Consider the following 18,940-nt stretch of genomic DNA (forward strand, 5'->3'; position numbering starts at 1 on the left):
GAATCTTCATATTGCAGTATATTTTAAGAACTCCCTTAATGTAATACAATGAACACAATAAAAGCTGCATTAACCATTGCACTATTTGGCCTAACCATATCGGTACAGGCACAAAATAAATATTCAACCGGCGCCATTTTTAACCCGGCTACCGTTGCCAAAACGCCCAGAAAAGTAGAACTATCGTTTCGCAGTTTTAAAAGCCTGCCTACCAGTTATTCACTGGAAAAATACTGTCCAACACCAGGCAACCAGGGCAACCACGGCACCTGTGTGGCGTTTGCCAATGGCTATGGGGTAGCTACCATTTTATATGCCCAAACACATGACCTTACCGATAAAGCATTGATTGATAAATATGCATTTTCTCCCACTTACCTGTACGAACAAATAAAAGATGCATCCGACGTTGACTGCCAAAATGGTAGTGATCCAATAAATGCTTTGGTAACAATGATAAAAGGTGGCGATGCCTTATTTTCAACGGTACCTTACCAATGTGGTGCCACTTTAACCGATGTAGCTAAAGCCGAAGCGGTGAATTATAAAATTCAGGATGCAGCCATTTTATTTGCCAGTACCGATATGATGGGCGACAGCAAATATGAGAAAACCACTGCCGAAAAAATTGAGCTTACCAAAAAAGCAATATCAGAAGGCACTCCCGTGTCAACCGGTTTCTTTTTGCCCGAAACATTCTTCCACATTACATCTGATGTTTGGTATACCAAACCAGAAGATACTTTAAGCGATTGGAAACACAGCGGCCACGCCATGGCCATTGTAGGCTATGACGATAATAAAGCCGGTGGTGCTTTTAGGGTATTAAACAGCTGGGGTACCGATTGGGCCGATCATGGTTATGTATGGATACGTTATAACGATTATGCCCAATGGTGCGCTATGGCCTTACAGGTATATGCAGACCCTTATACCAGAGAGCCTGCCGAGAAACACCATGTAGACCCAACACCTACCCCACAGCCAGACCCAAAACCAGATCCAAAACCAAAGCCTGAGCCAAAGCCTGCACCACAACCAGAAAACAATGTGGCCCTTGGTGGTAGTGTAGAATTTAGGTTAAACGATGGCAGCAATATGGAAGTAAATAAAATTTCTACCCGCAACCTGGTAGTAGATGAAGACATACCTGATACCGATAAAAAAGAAGACCTGGTGGCATACAGAATGAACGAAACCTATACTTCAGGCACAAAATTCAGGTTTTATATAAATGCAGAACAAGAGGCTTATATCTATGCTTTTGCCAGTGATCTTACAGGAAAAGTAAACCTGATATTACCATTTGACGATCTTATTTCTACTCATATTGGTGCCAATAGTATTGTGGCATTTCCATCTGATAAGAAAATTATCAAAATGGATGATCAAAAAGGTACCGACTATTTATTAATTCTTTATTCCAGAGAAAAACTGGATGCAGCTGATATTGCTGCTTCCATGAACAGCATGAAAGGTAGTTTTAGTAAAAAAATAAAATCTGCCCTGGGTAATAAATTAATTAATACCGATAAAATAAAATACGATGCTACCAAGCCCGGCTTTAGTGTGGCAGGCAATGGCTCACGCAATTTAAATGTAGCTGATGATAATGACAATACCACCAGTGGTGGCACGGTAGTACCTATTATGGTTGAGTTAAGCCACAACTAATATATTGTTTGGCCCGGCTGCGCAATAATAATGTTGCATCACTTGCGTCGCACTCTTGTACGTTCGGTTCAATATGCGGCAATAAGCGATTTACCATAACAATAGTAATACCCATAAAAAGTACATCAAACAAAGCATTGCATTCAACTTTAGTTCAATCAATAACAGGAAATGTATGAAAGCATTTCACTTGCACAGCGCAATAAAATGTGCACTTATAATCATGTTGCTGTTGCAGAACAACTATATAAAATCCCAGTCATTATTTAATGGCTGGGATTTTGACCGTGCATTTTATGACAGCGACGAGGGAAATTATATTCTCATTCATCACAAAGCCGGTTTCAATCCTCCCGCTTTTGAATATTATGATTATACATCCATCTGGGAAGTATCAACAGGCAAATTAATGAATACGGTCTTTGAAAAATACAACCAGTATAAACTTAAAACAGGAGAGCAATTTGTAACCTATTCTGATGGCGGAGATTGGTACGATAAAATAAATACCCGCATAGATCCCAAACAAGCCAATGGCACTTATATTAAATTAAACAATAACACCGTAGAGGTTTATGACGCTGCTACGAATACGGTAAAATATATTATCCATCCTGCTGAAGCATTTAGAAAAAATGATTATTCAGGCAAGGCTGCTTATGTTTCTACCTATGCAAGCAGGTGTATAGAAGAACAAAAAGCAAAAGGCTTTTCATTAATTTCCAGATTTGACACTTTGCTACTGCCGGCGAAAAATCAATTACTCAATTTAAACCGAAAAGGCACAAAATCCCTTAGCGATAAAGCTGATTGTACAGTTTACATCCTAACTCCCGAAGATAGTTTACTGTCGTATGCCACAAAGCCAATACCAGGCAACGAAAATTTTATTTACCTGGATAGTACCCTTACAACAGAAAACAATATTAGTGCTTACAACCTTTTATATGCGGGAAATATAAAAGATGTGCAGGTAAATTTTAGTTATGCCTATTCAACCGCCACTATGCCCGTAACCGTGCTATTATTTAGCAATCCAAACGGCCCTGTAACAGCCGCACGAAAAAAAGCATACAATGATTCTGTAGGTGCAGTGGCAGCAGCCATTAAGGATTTGGCAACCATCCGTGCTCTGGTAAAAACCAGAATGATACCTGGAGAAAAGCTACTGATTGATACGGCGATTATAATGAAGCCGGGTAATTACAATCAAACCATCATAAATGCTGAATTTGATGAAAAACTAAACCGCACATTATATATTGGGGTAAAAGACAGTGCAGCAGATATCGAAATCAATACTGTATACACCTACAAATTTGTAACGCTTCCCTCCGAATCTACAAAAACCTTTAACAGTAATGGATTCAGGTTGTATCGGGTGAGTTTTACCGGCCCAATTAATGCATTTGATATTGTTCATGATGTGGCTCAAAACCCTGCCACCATCTATATGTTCCTCACCAAAAGACCAGATGAAAAAGGCTATGCTGCCAACAAAAAAGTAGTGGATGAATGGAATGGCATTTTTGCGGAAAGAGATGCAGCCCTGGAGAAAAAAGGCAAAGAAAAAAATAAACAATACGAAGCATTTGCCGGCATAGCAAGAGAATTTACCACCAGGATGAAAAGAATTTATGAATCGGCAAAATACAATAACTCAAAACTACATGCTTTTACTACTCCTTCCCTTACTGAAATTGATGGCATAATAAAGGATTTGGAAAACACCTATAAAGGACTAAAAAACTATATTCTGGATAATGAAAGCAAAATAAAATCAGTTGTTGCCAACAATACGGCATATGCCGCCTTTATAAAAAAACAAATGGATGCTTTTATGAATATACGCAGCGACTTCAATCGAATTGATGATACCGTTAAAACATACAACGATTCGGGTGGAAAAATCAATATAGGGAATTTATGGGCGGCCTTTCTTGGTATTCAGGAAGCTGCATACAAAGCATCAGAAAGTAGTTTTTAACCTATATAATAAACAATGTGTATTTTATGAAATGGATTATTAAAAAATCAGCCATAATAATTGTATTGATGGCTTGTATTTTCCAAACTTCTGTTGCGCAGCAAAAAAACGTTGCCAATCTCATTGTTCAGGGTATGAATGAAACTAATATTGGGTTTCCTTCATTTATGCCAGATACTATCCGAAATTTTGGCTGGAAACTAAAACCAGAAGCTGTAGCCAAATATGAAGGCATCAAAGATGTAGAGTTTTTTTTCACAAAGGATTTTACCTCTATATTGGTAAAAGATGCAGCCTATACCATCAATAAAATGAGGATACGCAGCGAAACTATTCGTATACCCTTTGAAAAAGGATGGAAGGACTACAAAGACACATTAACAGCCTATTACAACAAACAGGTAGATTATTTTAAATTGGCTTTTGGAAACCAGCTAGGCTACACATCTATTATTACCTTACAGGATGAAACTGAGGAAGGTTTTAAGCCCCGTTATATTATTTATTTTTACAACAAAGCCATACAGTTACCTGCCAACTTAACCAATACCGACGAAATAGAAAAACAACTTGATATTACCAATTGGTTTACGCTGGAATTACAAAAACAAATGCTTACCCCAAATTACAATATTGTGTATCATGTAAGTGGAGGCCAAAAACAATAGCACCATTGGTTGCAAAAGGGTAAGGATTTTTTAGAAGCATGGAATTTCTGGTATTTAACAGCTGCCACAAATACAACAGTACAAGAGTGCGACGCAAGGATGTTTAATTATTAAAACTAATGCCCGGTAACAGTAAAAAAAATATCATGAGAAAATTATGCTTCGCCCTCTTGTTAATGATTGTGTATTTGCCCCTATTAGCTCAAACCGGAAATATAATTGTCCCCAATGGCAACTCCTTAAAAATAGAAATGGTATTGCCCGATAACCAGGGTAAATATTTTTATACAATAGAAAGAAGCAAAACCATTATGTGGGATATAAAAACCCACGCACAACTTTATACATTTTCTATTGGCACAGATGATAAACGCAATGTTGCCTTAAGCAATGATGGCACCAAAATAGCATACAACTTTAAAACATCTGTAGAATGTTATTCTACCATAAACGGCAAACTTTTGTTTAGTGCTAAAAAACAATACTATGGCAACTGTATCAAATTTTCAACTGATGACCGTACCCTTTTAACTTTATCATCGGGCATTATTGCCATTAACATTGCTTCACAACAGGAAACGAAATTTATAAAACTGGATTATACACAATTTGATGAAAGTGGAGCCACGCTAGACATGGTAGATCCATCGCATATTATGCTTCTTAATAAAACTGGCTGGCAAATATGGAATATACCAGAAAAGAAAATAGACTTTAAATATGCTTTTGAGAAAGAACCTTTTACCCGCGTATACCTGCCCTCTCTAAAATACCTGGCCACCAAAGCAGATCAGCTTGAATTCAGGGATATTTATACAGGTAAAGTGGTTAAAACACTTCCCTTCGGGCAACTTGTATCATCCATAAATTCCAAAGAATTCATATTGTATAATGGCGAAAATTATACCATTTATAATGGGGAGAATTTTACCACAAAACAGAAACTAAAAGACATTAAAGACTTCAATTATTTAGAGGCCTGCTTTTCGGGTAATACGAATACAGTATACGCATCCAACTATTCAGATGTGTTTGCCATAAACACAAAATCAAATACCATTGATATGGGCTATAAAAGGCAGGTGGCAGATTTGGGCTTTTCTGATATATTTAGTTCGATGGAGTACAATTACAGCACCGGAATATTAAACCTAATAACTGATGACTCGGTGTATAAAAGCATTAATCTTACCAAACTGTTTGCCTTTAGGCATAAGGCATTGCCTATACATACTGATATGACCACCTTTAGTGCCACAGGTGATACGATTGCAGTCTTTATTGAGAAAAAGGGATACATTAAAAATATTGCAACAGGGAAATTTATTCAGCCAGCCATAAAGCTTACAGATGAAGCTTCCAGCAATGAAAGGGTAAACTTCTTTTTTAGTAAGGATGGTACACAGGTTTATTATACCACCTTCTCTATTCCCAATCAAGTGAATAACCTAAACCGCATCTCATTAAAAACAGGCATCAGTGAAAAGGTAGTAAGTTTCAAAGGTTCGGATGGGGCTTCTCTACATCCGGATAAAGACATGCTGGCTATCATAGAAAAAGGGTACCAATATGCACATGCCAAAGTATGGGATATAAGTACAGGTAAATTATTGTTTGATAAAAACCTGGGAGAAAGCAAATGTGATTTTATTTCCATTTCTAACGATAAAGAAAGGCTAATGCTGGTGCGCAGTAAAACAGCTGACAGTTATGACTTCTACGAAGAGATCTACGATATACGTGCTGGTAATTTGATATCAACCTCACCAAAATTTTCAAATCTTGGATTTTACAAATCTTATGATTGTACGCCGGATTTTTCTCTGCTAATTAAATGCGGCAACTTTGGCAGCATTACCGCAATGAATGCCGATGGTAAGGATATTTATACCGATAATGCACATACATCGTCCATTCGCCGGGCATTGTTTTCTCCTGATAGCAAGGTGATGTATACCATTTCTACCGATCAAACCATAAAAGTTTGGGAGCCAAAAAGCGGGAAATTATTGGGTACATTGTATTTGTTTAACGATGGAAATGATTATGTTTTTGTTGATCAATATGGCCGTTTTGATGGAAGTGAAGCAGGTATAAAAAAATTATACTATTTAAAAGACAGGAAAAAAATTCCACTGGATGTGGTGTATGAAAAATTTTATACACCCAATCTATACCAACGTTTAATAAACGGAGAACAATTTGACCCCATTGATGTAGCCATTAAACCTTCGCCGCTTGTAAAAATATCCTATGCAGAAGCTACCCGTAATTTACTGGTAGAAGATGATGAGGTACCAACTTACCAAAATAAAACAGGATTTGCAGATATTACCGTAAACGCCATAGCCGAGGATGACGCAGTGGATGAAATACGTTTATTCCTCAATGGAAAAATTCAAACACTTACTACACGCAACCTAATTGTAGCAGATGCCGGCAGCGGTACCGATATCAAAAAATACCAGCTTAACTTATTGCCTGGTGTAAACACCATTCGTGCCGTTGCATTAAATACACAACGAACTGAAAGTCAGCCCGACGACATTGTGGTTAATTATAATAGCGGCGCTAATGCAGTACCTGCAAATAAAAAACCGGTGAACAATAATACCAATGGTGCACCTATTGCACCGGTAGATAAAAATGCTACAATGCATTTGGTAGTGATAGGCATCAATGCATATCAGAATAAAAGCATGAGTTTAAATTATGCTCTGGCAGATGCCACCTCATTTAAAGAAGAGGTAGAGAAAGATGCCAAAACTATAATCACCAATATAAAAACATATTTTGTTACAGATAATACTGCAGATAAAACAGGCATTACCAATGCATTAAAACAGGTACAGCAATATGCCAAACCACAGGATGTATTTATTTTCTATTATGCAGGTCATGGTGTTATTGGAAAAAACAATGAATTCTATTTGGTACCAACCGATGTAAGTGATCTTAAAAATGTACAGGCCGAATTAGAAAATAAAGGCATTGCCGCAAAATTATTACAACAGTATGCCATAGATATTCCTGCACAAAAACAATTATTTATTCTGGATGCCTGCCAAAGTGCAGGTGCTTTTGAAACTATGTTAACTTCTGATGGCAACCAACAAAAAAGTATTGCCGTTGTTGCACGAAGCACAGGTACGCACTGGATTGCAGCGAGTGGCGCACAACAGTTTGCCAATGAATTTTCTTCATTGGGCCATGGTGCATTTACCTATGTTTTACTGGAAGCTTTAAAAGGGGCAGCCGCTAACAACAAAATGATTACAGTAAATAATCTTAAAAATTATTTACAACATACCGTACCAGAACTAATGAAAAAATACCATGGCGCTGCGCAATATCCATCAAGCTATGGTTTTGGAAATGACTTTCCGGTAATTATTTTACAATAAAAACAATTTATATACACTTAAAAATTTTTTTGTTGGAAGTATCGGTATAAAAAATAAAATGAATTTAACAATGAAAACAATCGTAGCAGCAACATTATTATTCATTATTTCTTTTAAACTCATTGCTCAAAAAGCCGAACTAGCCATTCCTATCGGGCATAGTGATTATATTTCCACAATTGCTTACACAGCCGATGAACGTATCATCGCTTCCGGCTCATCTGGCATTGTTAAACTGTGGGATATTGCCACAGGCAGGTTGATAAATACTATTGAAACAAAAGCAAACCAAATGAATTTATTGGTGTCTATTCCTACACTCCAGGGTGTGGGGTATATTGCCGATAATAAATTTTTTATTGCAGAAGCGCCTAAATTTCAACCTCGTTTGGTAGCAACTGTTCCTTATGGCTTTGCCCCAAGATGTATTGACGCTTCCAAAGATGGAAAATATGTTTTTTTGGCAGGTAGCAATTTTGAAGGGCAAATGCGTTGTGCTTTTATTTATAAAATTGATTTAAGTACAGGCGTTGCCAATGTATTTTATAAAATTCCACCCTTTGGTAACGATACCAAAATTTCTGAAGAGTTTTGGGAAATACAGGTTTCGCCAGATGGAGAAAAGTTGTTGGTGAAATTCAGTCAGGCCAATGAAAGGCAGCCAAAATTAGATTATTCATTTATTTTAAATACCCGAAGCGGAACGGTTGAATCCAACTCAAAACAATATCCATCTTATTTTTACTTTTTAAACGATAAAAAAATATTGGCTTTAGATGTAAAGTACACAGAGTCTACAAAAACCAGCCAAACAACAGTCCGGGAAATTAACACATCCGATTTTCATGTAATAAAAACTTTCGCATTAGAAAAAGGTGTTTCAATGTTTTTTCATCAAAGTCCAAAATACCTGTATGATGAAAGCAGCAATACTTTCATATATCCCTCCGGAAACCATAATGATGGTTATAATATTTTACAATTAGACCTTACCAATCAAAGAATTGTAAAAACAGCATTGCCCGATGCGGTTGAAAAACCATATTATGGCTGTGTAACTGTTTTACCTAAATCTAAAAAAATATTGTGTGGAGGTAGTAAAAATGTGTCTGTTATAGATGGAAAATCACTAAAAACCGATATTGTATTAGGTGAAACAACACCTTTTAGTGCCAATTATATCCGCTACAACGCAAACCACGATGTACTTTTAGTAAGTAATTTAGGTTATGCCCGTTTTTTTGATATGGGTGGAGCATCGGGCCAGATAAAAGTTAATGGGACCAGCATAAACGATTATGGCCGTATCAATTGGTCGCCTGATGGATCAAAAGTGGCCTATTTTAGTGGAATACAGGATACATTCGGCATTTTGGATACAAAAAATTTGGGAGCTATGCCTCGTAAAGGCAAATCGCCTGTACACATTAGTCTGGAATCAGAAAACTTAGTGTGGACACCAGATAGCAAAACATTTTCATTTGGTCCGCTCTTTCAAAGAGGCGATGTAAATGCAACCAGTTTAGCTTACACAAGCCGCTATATAGGTACAGTGGGTTATCAACGTAAGCATATCTATTCAAAAAATGGCAAATACATCATTGTAAATGAATACCGCTATTTAGGCCCCAATAAGTACATCGGTACCGAAGACAATTATCTTATTTGTTATGATGCTTTTTCGGGTAGCAAAATCTGGGAAAGCCCACTAACCACAAAAAAAGGTTTGTCGCCCATTACCACTTTGGATAATGATCAGACTTTAGTTGCGCTTTCAGCCCAAGATGGAACTTTTTATTACATCAATATGGCAAACGGTCAGGTAAAAAATACTTTTGCAGCTAATGTTTCAAGTGGCGTAAATATTTCTGAATCTGTTTCTATTGACGGCACAAAATGTGCAGGCATTGCAAACAATAATATCACAGTTTTTGATTTGGTCAATAAAACAGCTATTGCTGTAGTTGCTAATTTACCAAAAGGGATAAGCAATATTTGTTTTATCCGTAAGGACAATTTTTTGGCAGCTACTTCCGGGGATAATACCATTCACATTGTAAACATTGATAAAAAAAGAGACGTTGCACAAATCTATGTTTTTGGAAACAGCAACGAGTGGGTTGTTGCTACACCCGATGGACGTTTTGATGCATCGCAGGCAGCACAGGAGTTTATGTATTACGTAAAGGAAGGACAGATAATACCGCTTGGTTCTTTGTTTGAAAAATTTTATACTCCCAAATTATTAAACCGCTTGTTAGAAGGCGAAACTTTTGAACCGGTACCTGTTAATGTAGATAACATAAAAGCTCCACCTATAGTTAACATTTCGGTTGATAACACATCCCGCAATTTGGTTGTAGAAGATGATAATGTAAGCCTAACAGTTGAAAAAGAGCAAATTAATTTACTGGTAAAGGCCGATTGCCCAAGTGATGCCGTTACGGAAATACGTTTGTATAATAATGGGAAATTGGTACAAACCTCCCGTAATCTGGTTGTAGAAGATGAAAATACTGGTGAAAAAACAATGACTAAAATATTTACTGTAAGCTTAGAAGTAGGGGAGAATGATTTTAAAGCTTTGGCATTTAATACCCAACGTACAGAAAGTCAACCAGCTAAGTTGATAGTAAATTATAAGCCACTTAAAACATCAAATATTGTAAACAAAAGTAATGAAGGCGTCAACCTGCATCTTCTTGTTATTGGCATTGATAAGTATAAAAATCCCAAATACAATTTGAATTACGCCATAGCAGATGCTGCCGGTTTTAAAGAAGCGATTGAGAAAGGCGGCTCCGGCATTTTTACTAAAACAAATATAGTTTTCATCAATAATGAAAATGCCACAAAAGCAAATATTTCGTTAGAATTAGACAAAATAAAAATCAATGCTACAGCCAATGATGTATTCATTTTTTATTATGCAGGCCATGGTGTAATGAACGATAAAAATGAGTTTTACCTGGTGCCTCACGATGTTACTCAACTCTACGGTTCCGATGGAGCTTTGGCTCAAAAAGGATTTAGTTCCGGACAGTTACAACAATTTTCAAAAGATATAAAAGCGCAAAAACAGCTTTTTATATTAGATGCATGCCAGTCTGCCGGAGCATTGGAAGTACTTGCTGCAGCCCGTGGTGCCGCCGAAGAAAAAGCGATAGCACAACTTGCCAGAGCAACTGGCACGCATTGGCTAACCGCTTCGGGCAGTGAGCAATTTGCATCTGAATTTTCTCAACTTGGTCATGGCACTTTTACTTATGTGTTATTAGAAGCATTAAGTGGTAAAGCAGATACAGGCGATAAAAAAATAACGGTAAAAGAAATTGATTTTTATTTACAAGAGCATGTACCGGAAGTAACTTCAAAATACAAGGGCACACCTCAGTATCCGGCGAGTTATGGGTATGGAAATGATTTTCCAATAATAATTATAAAATAAGAATGTAAGTGTTTTTTGACAATAGATTCTATTAAAAAAAGAGCGGTATAAAATTGAATTTATGAAAAAAGGGTTCTGCATTATATTGATCTGTCTTGCTTTTTCAACATCGGTATTTGCACAAATAGGCAATATAGTTATCCCCGACGGACATGCAGTAGGCGTTGAAAAAATGCTGCTGTCGCCAGATGGCAAGTACCTCTATACCGCAAATAATCAAAAGATCATCATGTGGGATGTAAAGGCTCATATGCAATTATACAGCTTTGGGTTGGCAGTAGACATGAGTGTAACGGCGGCACTAAGCTCATTTATACTCAGTAATGATGGCAACTATGTTGCAGCCACCGGAGCTTTTGGCATCAAGTGCTTTTCTACAGTTACCGGCAAACCGGTACTGGAATTAGACCGGCTGCATTATTCAGCTACCTTTTCGGCCGACAGTAAAAAAATATATTTCACCGGTGAGATGCAGGATCCCCAAACCTATAGCCGGCTGGAGGGAATACTTGCTGCCGACCTGCTTTCCGCAGATCGCAAACCCATCTTTATTTGCCCTCCTGCGAGCAGTTGTAATTATAATCAATTTAGTGCATTGAAAAACGGGCTGGTGATGCTAAAACATCAAACAGGATGGCAGATTGCCGACCTTGATGCACAAAAAATTATTTTTACAGCTGAGGTAGATACCAAGACCACGCTGTTTGGAGATGAAAGAGAAAAATCATTTTCACCGGTGCCCAATACCGGTTTGATCACAGCAACAGAGCAAAAAAAAGGTGAACTGTATGCGCAACTTATTTTTTATGATGCACTGTCGGGCAAAAAAATATTTTCCAAACAGGTGGGCAGTAACTGGACCATCCAGCCAGGCATGCCAGGTGGCAATATTTTACTGAATGCAGGTTCATACACAGAAGACCTGGAATTGATAGATATAAAAACGGGCGGCACTGTAAAAAAATTTAAAAAATCAATATTGGGCTTATTAGAAGGCGAAGAGCTCACAGCCGGTGTGGTAAATGCGAAAGGCAAAACTATTTTTTTCAACAGTAATGGAAATGTAAAGGAGCTGGATGTGCAATCGATGAAAACCGCCACTAATTACAAAAGAGAAATTGCAGGATTCCCTATCAGCATCAATTATGAACACAATGAGCAAAACCAGCAATTGCGGATGGTAACCGATTATTCCAATTATGTGTCCATTGATCTGAACAGGATGGTGGTGGAGAAAAATTTGCTGATCAGCAATCCCAATGAAGCAAACCTTGAAATCAATTTTAGTAATTCCGGAGACACCATTACGGTGAATGACTATGGCAAGGCTTATTTTCTAAATACCAAAAATGGCAAGAAAACCCCCATCAGTCCTGCTTTGTTTGGCGATGCCCCCTTTGAGAGCAAACCCAGGCCCAACCTATTTTTTGGCAAAGAAGGTAAATACGCCTACGCCATAAAAAACATGAACCAAAACGGAGGAGATGCACAAACTGTTTATCAAATTAACCTGGCCACCAACCTAAGTAAAAAAATTGCCGCATTTCAGCACAATCTTGAAATAGATATTCAGCAGGACCTTATTGCGGGATATGATAAAACAACAACCGGATTTGTGCTGAAATGCTGGCAGCTTTCAACCGGGAAACAAATCTTCAATAAAATCATACCCCTTAAAGGAGAAGAACCGAAATTACTGGCGGCAAGGTTTTTTGAGGATCAGAAGAAAATTGCCGTGCTTGGCATGAGATACCTGCAGGTATATAATGTGGCGGATGGAATGTTGCTGCGTTCCACCGATGAAGTGTTGCTCTCGTTGGAAAATGATTTTGTGATCAACCACAATGCTACTTTGATCACAGAGGTCAACAGCACCGGTGAAATGTCGTTCGAGGACACGATGCTTACACCCAGGCAAACAATACAGGCGCATGATGGCGGCATCAACAAACTTTATTATTCCGGCAACGACGATTTGATTTACACTGCAGGTGGCGACAATACAATCAAAATATTCAGAACAGCCACCGGCAAATTAATTGGCACGTTGTATATTTTTAAAGATTCTAAAGATTATGTTTTCATTGACCCTACAGGTAGGTTTGACGGCACCCCCGAAGGAATAAAAAAACTGTATTATGTAAAAGACAGGAAGGTAGTAACGCTGGATAAAATTTATGAAAAATTTTATACACCCAATCTTTACCAGCGCTTGTTGAATGGAGAAATATTTGACCCCATCAATATCATCATCAAAGGAACCCCAAAGGTAAAGATCAATTATGCCGAAGCCACCCGCAACCTCGAGGTGGAAGAAGATGTGCCCACTTTTTTAAATAAAACCGGCTATGCAGATATTGTAGTGACCGCCACTTCAGAAGATGATGCCATTGATGAAATCCGATTGTTTCACAATGGTAAAATTGTAACGCTTACCACGCGCAATTTGATAGTGGCAGACAACGAAGGCGGCTCGCAAACAAAAAAATACCAGCTGGCCTTGCTGCCAGGCAACAACTCCGTAAGGGCGGTTGCATTAAACACTCAGCGCACAGAAAGTAATACTGATGAAATAGTGGTAAACTACAGCCAGCCGACAGACAATGCCCCAGTGGTAAAACCTGTTAGCAATACCGGCACTGTGGCAACAATTAATAAAAATGCCACGCTGTATTTGATCGTTGTGGGCATCAATGAGTATCAAAATAAAAGCTTGAGTCTTAATTATGCAATGGCAGATGCCGCAGCGTTCAAAGAAGAACTGGAGAAAGATGTAAAGACAGTTATTGGCAGCACTAAAACTTATTTTGTAACCAATAACACCGCAGATAAAACGGGTATTACCAATGCCTTTAAACAGGTACAGCAGGAGGCCAAAGCGCAGGATGTTTTTATTTTTTATTATGCAGGTCATGGTGTCATCAGCAAGGACAAAGAATTTTACCTGGTTCCCACAGACGTGAGTGATTTAAAAAATGTACAAACGGAATTGGAACAAAAAGGGATCGCTTCAAAATTGCTGCAACAATATGCCATCGATATACAGGCACAAAAACAATTATTTATACTAGATGCTTGCCAAAGCGCCGGCGCCTTTGAAAAATTACTGGCCAACGATGGAGATCAGCAAAAGTCTTTGGCTGTGGTAGCCCGCAGTACCGGAACACACTGGATGGCGGCAAGTGGTGCACAGCAATTTGCAAATGAGTTTGCTTCGCTTGGGCATGGAGTGTTTACCTATGTTTTATTGCAGGCATTAAAAGGAGAAGCAGCAAGTAATAAAATGATTACCGTAAATGGTTTGAAAACTTTTTTGCAGGTACAAGTGCCGCTTCTTATGAAAAAATACAATGGTGCCGCACAGTACCCGGCAAGTTATGGATTGGGTAATGATTTTCCTGTGGAGCTGATTAAATAAAAGGCAACGAAAAATTACGAACTGAGAAAAAGAAGATCTTTGGGCATCGTCCCTCCTCCGTGCCAGGACATTTGTACTTTAGGAATATGAATGGGCAACTCAAAGGAAAGAACCCAAGTATACATCAGTTTAGAGGAGAATAAAGAATATTGGGAAATGCTTACTACTTGACAAATGTTTAGGAGTGCAACACAAGAATACTTGCAATCAAAATAAAATTCAGGGCAATAAAACAATGTATATGAAAAAGATATTAGTGCTTGTCTTTGGTATTGTAACAAATATTGTTTTTGCTCAAAAGCCAGAACTCATTATACCCACAGGTCATGCAAAAACGGTTACAAATGTTTTGTACACAACCGATGGAAAATTCATTTTATCCTCTAGCGAAAACATGGTGAAAATTTGGGAAAAATCATCTGGCAGGCTATTGAAAAACATTGTTTGCAAATGGGGAGAAAAAGTACCCATGGTAGTAGACATGGACGCCTCGTCTGACGGTAAAACCATTGCCATAGCCACTTACCGCAATATTCATTTATTATCCCTGGAAGATTTCACAGTAATAAAGGAAATGCATTTTGACGAAATTGAAAAAGTATTGTATAGCAAAGATGGCCGCCATTTGTTTGTTGCCATGGGCGATAATATAAAAACAGTTGCAGCGGTGGATGTAATTGCAGGTAATACGTCAACCATTTTTTCCTTTAAAAAAGTGAAAGAAGAAAGTGATATCAGCAATATAAGTTTGAATGGTGATGGAAACCAATTATTGGTGTGCATGAATAAAGATGGCTCTGCACTACTCAATAGCAATTCAGGGGAACTGATAAAAATGATACCTGCAGAAAAAAGAGTGATCGCGTTTACACCCGAAGGAAACCTGCTTGGCATAACCAAAGGAACCGATACCTATCTCGTTAATTTTGATTGGCTCGATCCTGGTACCCTGCAATCAAAATGGAATGCTGTGGTAAACTACCAAAAAGAGAAGGATGGCATTTTTGACTATCTGGGGTATGAACATACCGATCTTAAAAAGCAATGTGTTTGGAACCCAATCAACAATGATTTAATAGTGGCTTCACAAAAGCGCATTTTTACGCTGAACTTTTCAACCCGAACAATTGCCCAATTAAAATATGGCGGAAAAGAATTCAATAAAGGTGTGGCCATTGCAAAAGATGGAAAATATATAACCATTGGCAACAACCTGCCTGAAGTATTTGAATACAGTTTATCAAACCAGAGCATTAAACATATTTATGGAAGCTCTTTATTTGCAACAGAATCTATTCAAGCCGCCAATGACAGCAGTTTTCAATTATTGCTTAACAGCAAAAACGGGAACATCAATAACCTGCGTTTTGGAAAAACAAATTTTACTTCAAAGGGAATTCATATTAACAATATTTTTTCTAAAAGTGCCATCTCAAAAGATGGCAAATTGGGTGCCTATTTATTCCAGCATACACTACATTTCTTTAATACCGAAACCATGGAGGAAATGCCGGAGACCATTGGCCTCGAAGAAAATATAGACCCGCACGAAATGGCCTTTTCTGACAATGGAAAATGGTTGGTGGCCCTTGATGGAGGTAAAGCACTTGTATTTGATGTGGCCAATAAAAAATTGATCAATAACTTTAAAACGGGATATTATGCTTTATGGTTTGGCAACAACTATAAAATTGAAAGTATTTCAAGCGATGGAAAAAAACTGGTTACCTATTCTATAAAAGAAAACAGTAACGGAAACGGATCTGTTTTGTGCTATGATATTGCCACCGGAAATATATTATGGGAGAAATCCGTCATCGCTTGTTGTTTTAAATTCATCAATAACGATAAGCAGGTTTTTATGGTGCGGAAAGACCAACCAGCAATGGTTACAGTGGATGCATTAACCGGCAATACTGTTTCCGAAAAAACACTTCCGTTCCAGAGAATATATGCGGCCAATATTAGCAATGACCTAAAGAAATTGGCCTTTACCAGTGTTGGTTATAATTTAATAGCAGACAACAGCTACATACAGGTTTGGGATATTGTAAACAATAAAAACCTGGCTGTTTTAAAAGGCCACAGTTATATTCCCGATGAACTTTCATTTTTAGCAAACAGTAATTTTCTGTTCTCTGCTTCGGATGATAATACTACCCGCATCTGGGATATTGGCAAACAAAAAGAACTGGGCACACTCATTACTTTTGAAGACAGTAACGATTGGGTGTTTATTACACCCGATGGCAGGTTCGATGCATCCCCCGGCGCGTTGCAAACCCTGTATTATACAAAAGGAAAAGATGTATTACCGCTGGAAGCATTATATGAACAGTATTATACCCCAAAATTAATTTCACGATTAATTGCCGGAGAAACCTTTGACCCTGTGCCTGATATCGGCAACATCAAAATAAGGCCGAATGTAAAAATGAACTATGCAGCGGCTCAAAGAAATTTAGAAGTAGAGGAGGATATGCCCACTTATCAAAACACAACTGGTGCAGCAGAGATCAGCATTACAGCCAATGCACCGGATGATGCGGTAGATGAAATACGTTTATTCCATAATGGCAAAGTGGTAACGCTTACCACAAGAAATTTAATTGTAGCGGACGATGACAAATCAAACACGGCAACAAAAAAATACACCATCAATTTACAATCTGGTGTAAATACATTCCGGGCAATAGCGCTAAACTCGCAACGTACAGAAAGTAAGCCAGATGAAATTACGGTTGTATATAAGGAATCCAATACGAACAATAACGATATAATACCAGTGATCAACAATACAGCCGGAGCACCCATAATTTCTGTTGATAAAAACGCCACACTTCATTTAGTTGTAGTAGGTATCAATGCATATCAAAACAAAAGCATGAGTTTAAATTATGCCCTGGCAGATGCAACTGCTTTTAAGGAAGAAGTAGAGAAGGATGCCAGAACTATTATCTCCAATATAAAAACATACTTTGTTACTGATAATACTGCGGATAAAATTGGTATTACCAAAGCATTAAAACAGGTGCAGCAAAATGCCAAACCAAAGGATGTATTTATTTTCTATTATGCCGGCCACGGCGTTATTGGTAAAAACAATGAATTCTATTTGGTGCCAACAGATGTAAGTGATCTTAAAAATGTACAGGCTGAATTGGAAAATAAAGGTATTGCGGCAAAATTATTACAGCAGTATGCCATTGATATACAAGCACAAAAGCAATTATTTATACTTGACGCATGTCAAAGTGCAGGTGCATTTCAAACAATGCTTACTTCGGATGCCAACCAACAAAAAAGCATTGCTGTTGTAGCCCGTAGTACAGGCACCCATTGGATTGCAGCCAGTGGCGCACAACAATTTGCCAATGAGTTTTCATCACTTGGTCATGGGGCTTTTACATACGTATTACTTGAAGCGCTGAAAGGTGCAGCATCAAGTAATAAAATGATTACTGTAAATAACTTAAAAAATTATTTACAGCAAACCGTTCCGGAGTTAATGAAAAAATACCATGGCACAGCGCAATTCCCGGCAAGCTATGGTTTTGGTAATGATTTCCCCGTAGAGATAACAAATAATTAAAAACATGAAAACAATGAAACATTATGCTATGCTCTTACTGCTGGTTTGCAGTATCAATACAGTTTTTGCTCAAAAAAATACAAAGGTTGATGAACAAGCAATACGTGATGCAAGAAATGCATCCAATGCGTCCATTGCCAAACAGGATATTGCAGGTGTTGCAAAATACTGGATGAATGATTATGTAGAAATATCCAGCGATGGCAGTCTAATTTCAGGCAGGCAGGCCGTTATAAGCGATTGGGAAAAAATGTATAAAACCGATCCGAAAATTAGCTTTGAAAGACAAACTCAGCAGATATCATTTAACGCCTCAGGAAACCTTGCCCTGGAAAAAGGAATACTCAAATACCCATCCTATCATTACGAAGGTTTATATACAGCCATCTGGCGCAAAGTAGATGGTGTATGGTTAACGCAAATGGAAAATTTTGTATCACTTTAATAGTATTGTGTATCAAGCTTCAGGTCTTTAGGCATCGTCGGTTGTGTCACTCACTTCTACGTCAGGAACTTTGAGCAGCATTGCGGAGTAAGCTACCTAAAGATGTAACAGTTTGGAAGATAATAACTACTGTTACACACTGCCCATTTTTTGACGAACGCACAAGTGAGTGACACAACCAAAGTTCAATAGCAGCAAATAGCCCGGTACAAAAAATCCACATTTTTATGGCGTGATAGCATTAACGGTGCCTGTAATAAAAATCAGCATCATGATTTGTGGGTTAAACAACACAACAGCCAAT

Annotated in this window: 8 protein-coding genes; all 8 read left to right on the forward strand. The window is 37.9% G+C overall.

The annotated features are described in order from the left end of the window. Positions 1-48: 48 nt before the first annotated feature. The 8 genes from GD597_RS00815 to GD597_RS00850 all read left to right on the forward strand — a co-directional run bounded on the left by GD597_RS00815 (position 49) and on the right by GD597_RS00850 (position 18,636). Complete coding sequence (locus GD597_RS00815; RefSeq protein ID WP_171605892.1) at positions 49-1,674, forward strand: C1 family peptidase; 1,626 nt, start codon at positions 49-51, stop codon at positions 1,672-1,674. A 223-nt stretch (positions 1,675-1,897) separates the two neighbouring features. Then, entirely contained in the window at positions 1,898-3,661 is a 1,764-nt protein-coding gene (locus tag GD597_RS00820; RefSeq protein WP_171605893.1) for a hypothetical protein, read from the forward strand. Between the two features lie 26 nt (positions 3,662-3,687). Further along, entirely contained in the window at positions 3,688-4,329 is a 642-nt protein-coding gene (locus GD597_RS00825; protein ID WP_171605894.1) for a hypothetical protein, read from the forward strand. A 146-nt stretch (positions 4,330-4,475) separates the two neighbouring features. Then, the gene (locus GD597_RS00830; RefSeq protein ID WP_171605895.1) at positions 4,476-7,733 is read left to right on the forward strand and encodes a caspase family protein; all 3,258 of its coding nucleotides are present in this window, start codon (positions 4,476-4,478) and stop codon (positions 7,731-7,733) included. Between the two features lie 70 nt (positions 7,734-7,803). After that, a complete protein-coding gene (locus GD597_RS00835; protein ID WP_171605896.1) occupies positions 7,804-11,181 on the forward strand; it encodes a caspase family protein in 3,378 nt (1,125 codons plus the stop codon). A 61-nt stretch (positions 11,182-11,242) separates the two neighbouring features. Then, positions 11,243-14,599, forward strand: a complete 3,357-nt coding sequence (locus tag GD597_RS00840) for a caspase family protein (RefSeq protein WP_171605897.1) — start codon at positions 11,243-11,245, stop codon at positions 14,597-14,599. A 241-nt stretch (positions 14,600-14,840) separates the two neighbouring features. Continuing rightward, positions 14,841-18,191, forward strand: coding sequence for a caspase family protein (locus GD597_RS00845; RefSeq protein ID WP_171605898.1), 3,351 nt, complete (start codon positions 14,841-14,843; stop codon positions 18,189-18,191). Between the two features lie 4 nt (positions 18,192-18,195). After that, positions 18,196-18,636, forward strand: a complete 441-nt coding sequence (locus tag GD597_RS00850; RefSeq protein ID WP_171605899.1) for a YybH family protein — start codon at positions 18,196-18,198, stop codon at positions 18,634-18,636. Positions 18,637-18,940: the final 304 nt, after the last annotated feature.

Origin of the sequence: Limnovirga soli, from assembly GCF_013106755.1 — a bacterium.
Lineage (GTDB): Bacteria > Bacteroidota > Bacteroidia > Chitinophagales > Chitinophagaceae > Limnovirga > Limnovirga soli.

Bases quoted from the DNA above. Each gene is read 5' to 3' on its own strand.
- GD597_RS00815 (WP_171605892.1), top strand. From the start codon at position 49: ATGAACACAATAAAAGCTGCATTAACCATTGCACTATTTGGCCTAACC.
- GD597_RS00820 (WP_171605893.1), top strand. From the start codon at position 1,898: ATGTTGCTGTTGCAGAACAACTATATAAAATCCCAGTCATTATTTAAT.
- GD597_RS00825 (WP_171605894.1), top strand. From the start codon at position 3,688: ATGAAATGGATTATTAAAAAATCAGCCATAATAATTGTATTGATGGCT.
- GD597_RS00830 (WP_171605895.1), top strand. From the start codon at position 4,476: ATGAGAAAATTATGCTTCGCCCTCTTGTTAATGATTGTGTATTTGCCC.
- GD597_RS00835 (WP_171605896.1), top strand. From the start codon at position 7,804: ATGAAAACAATCGTAGCAGCAACATTATTATTCATTATTTCTTTTAAA.
- GD597_RS00840 (WP_171605897.1), top strand. From the start codon at position 11,243: ATGAAAAAAGGGTTCTGCATTATATTGATCTGTCTTGCTTTTTCAACA.
- GD597_RS00845 (WP_171605898.1), top strand. From the start codon at position 14,841: ATGAAAAAGATATTAGTGCTTGTCTTTGGTATTGTAACAAATATTGTT.
- GD597_RS00850 (WP_171605899.1), top strand. From the start codon at position 18,196: ATGAAAACAATGAAACATTATGCTATGCTCTTACTGCTGGTTTGCAGT.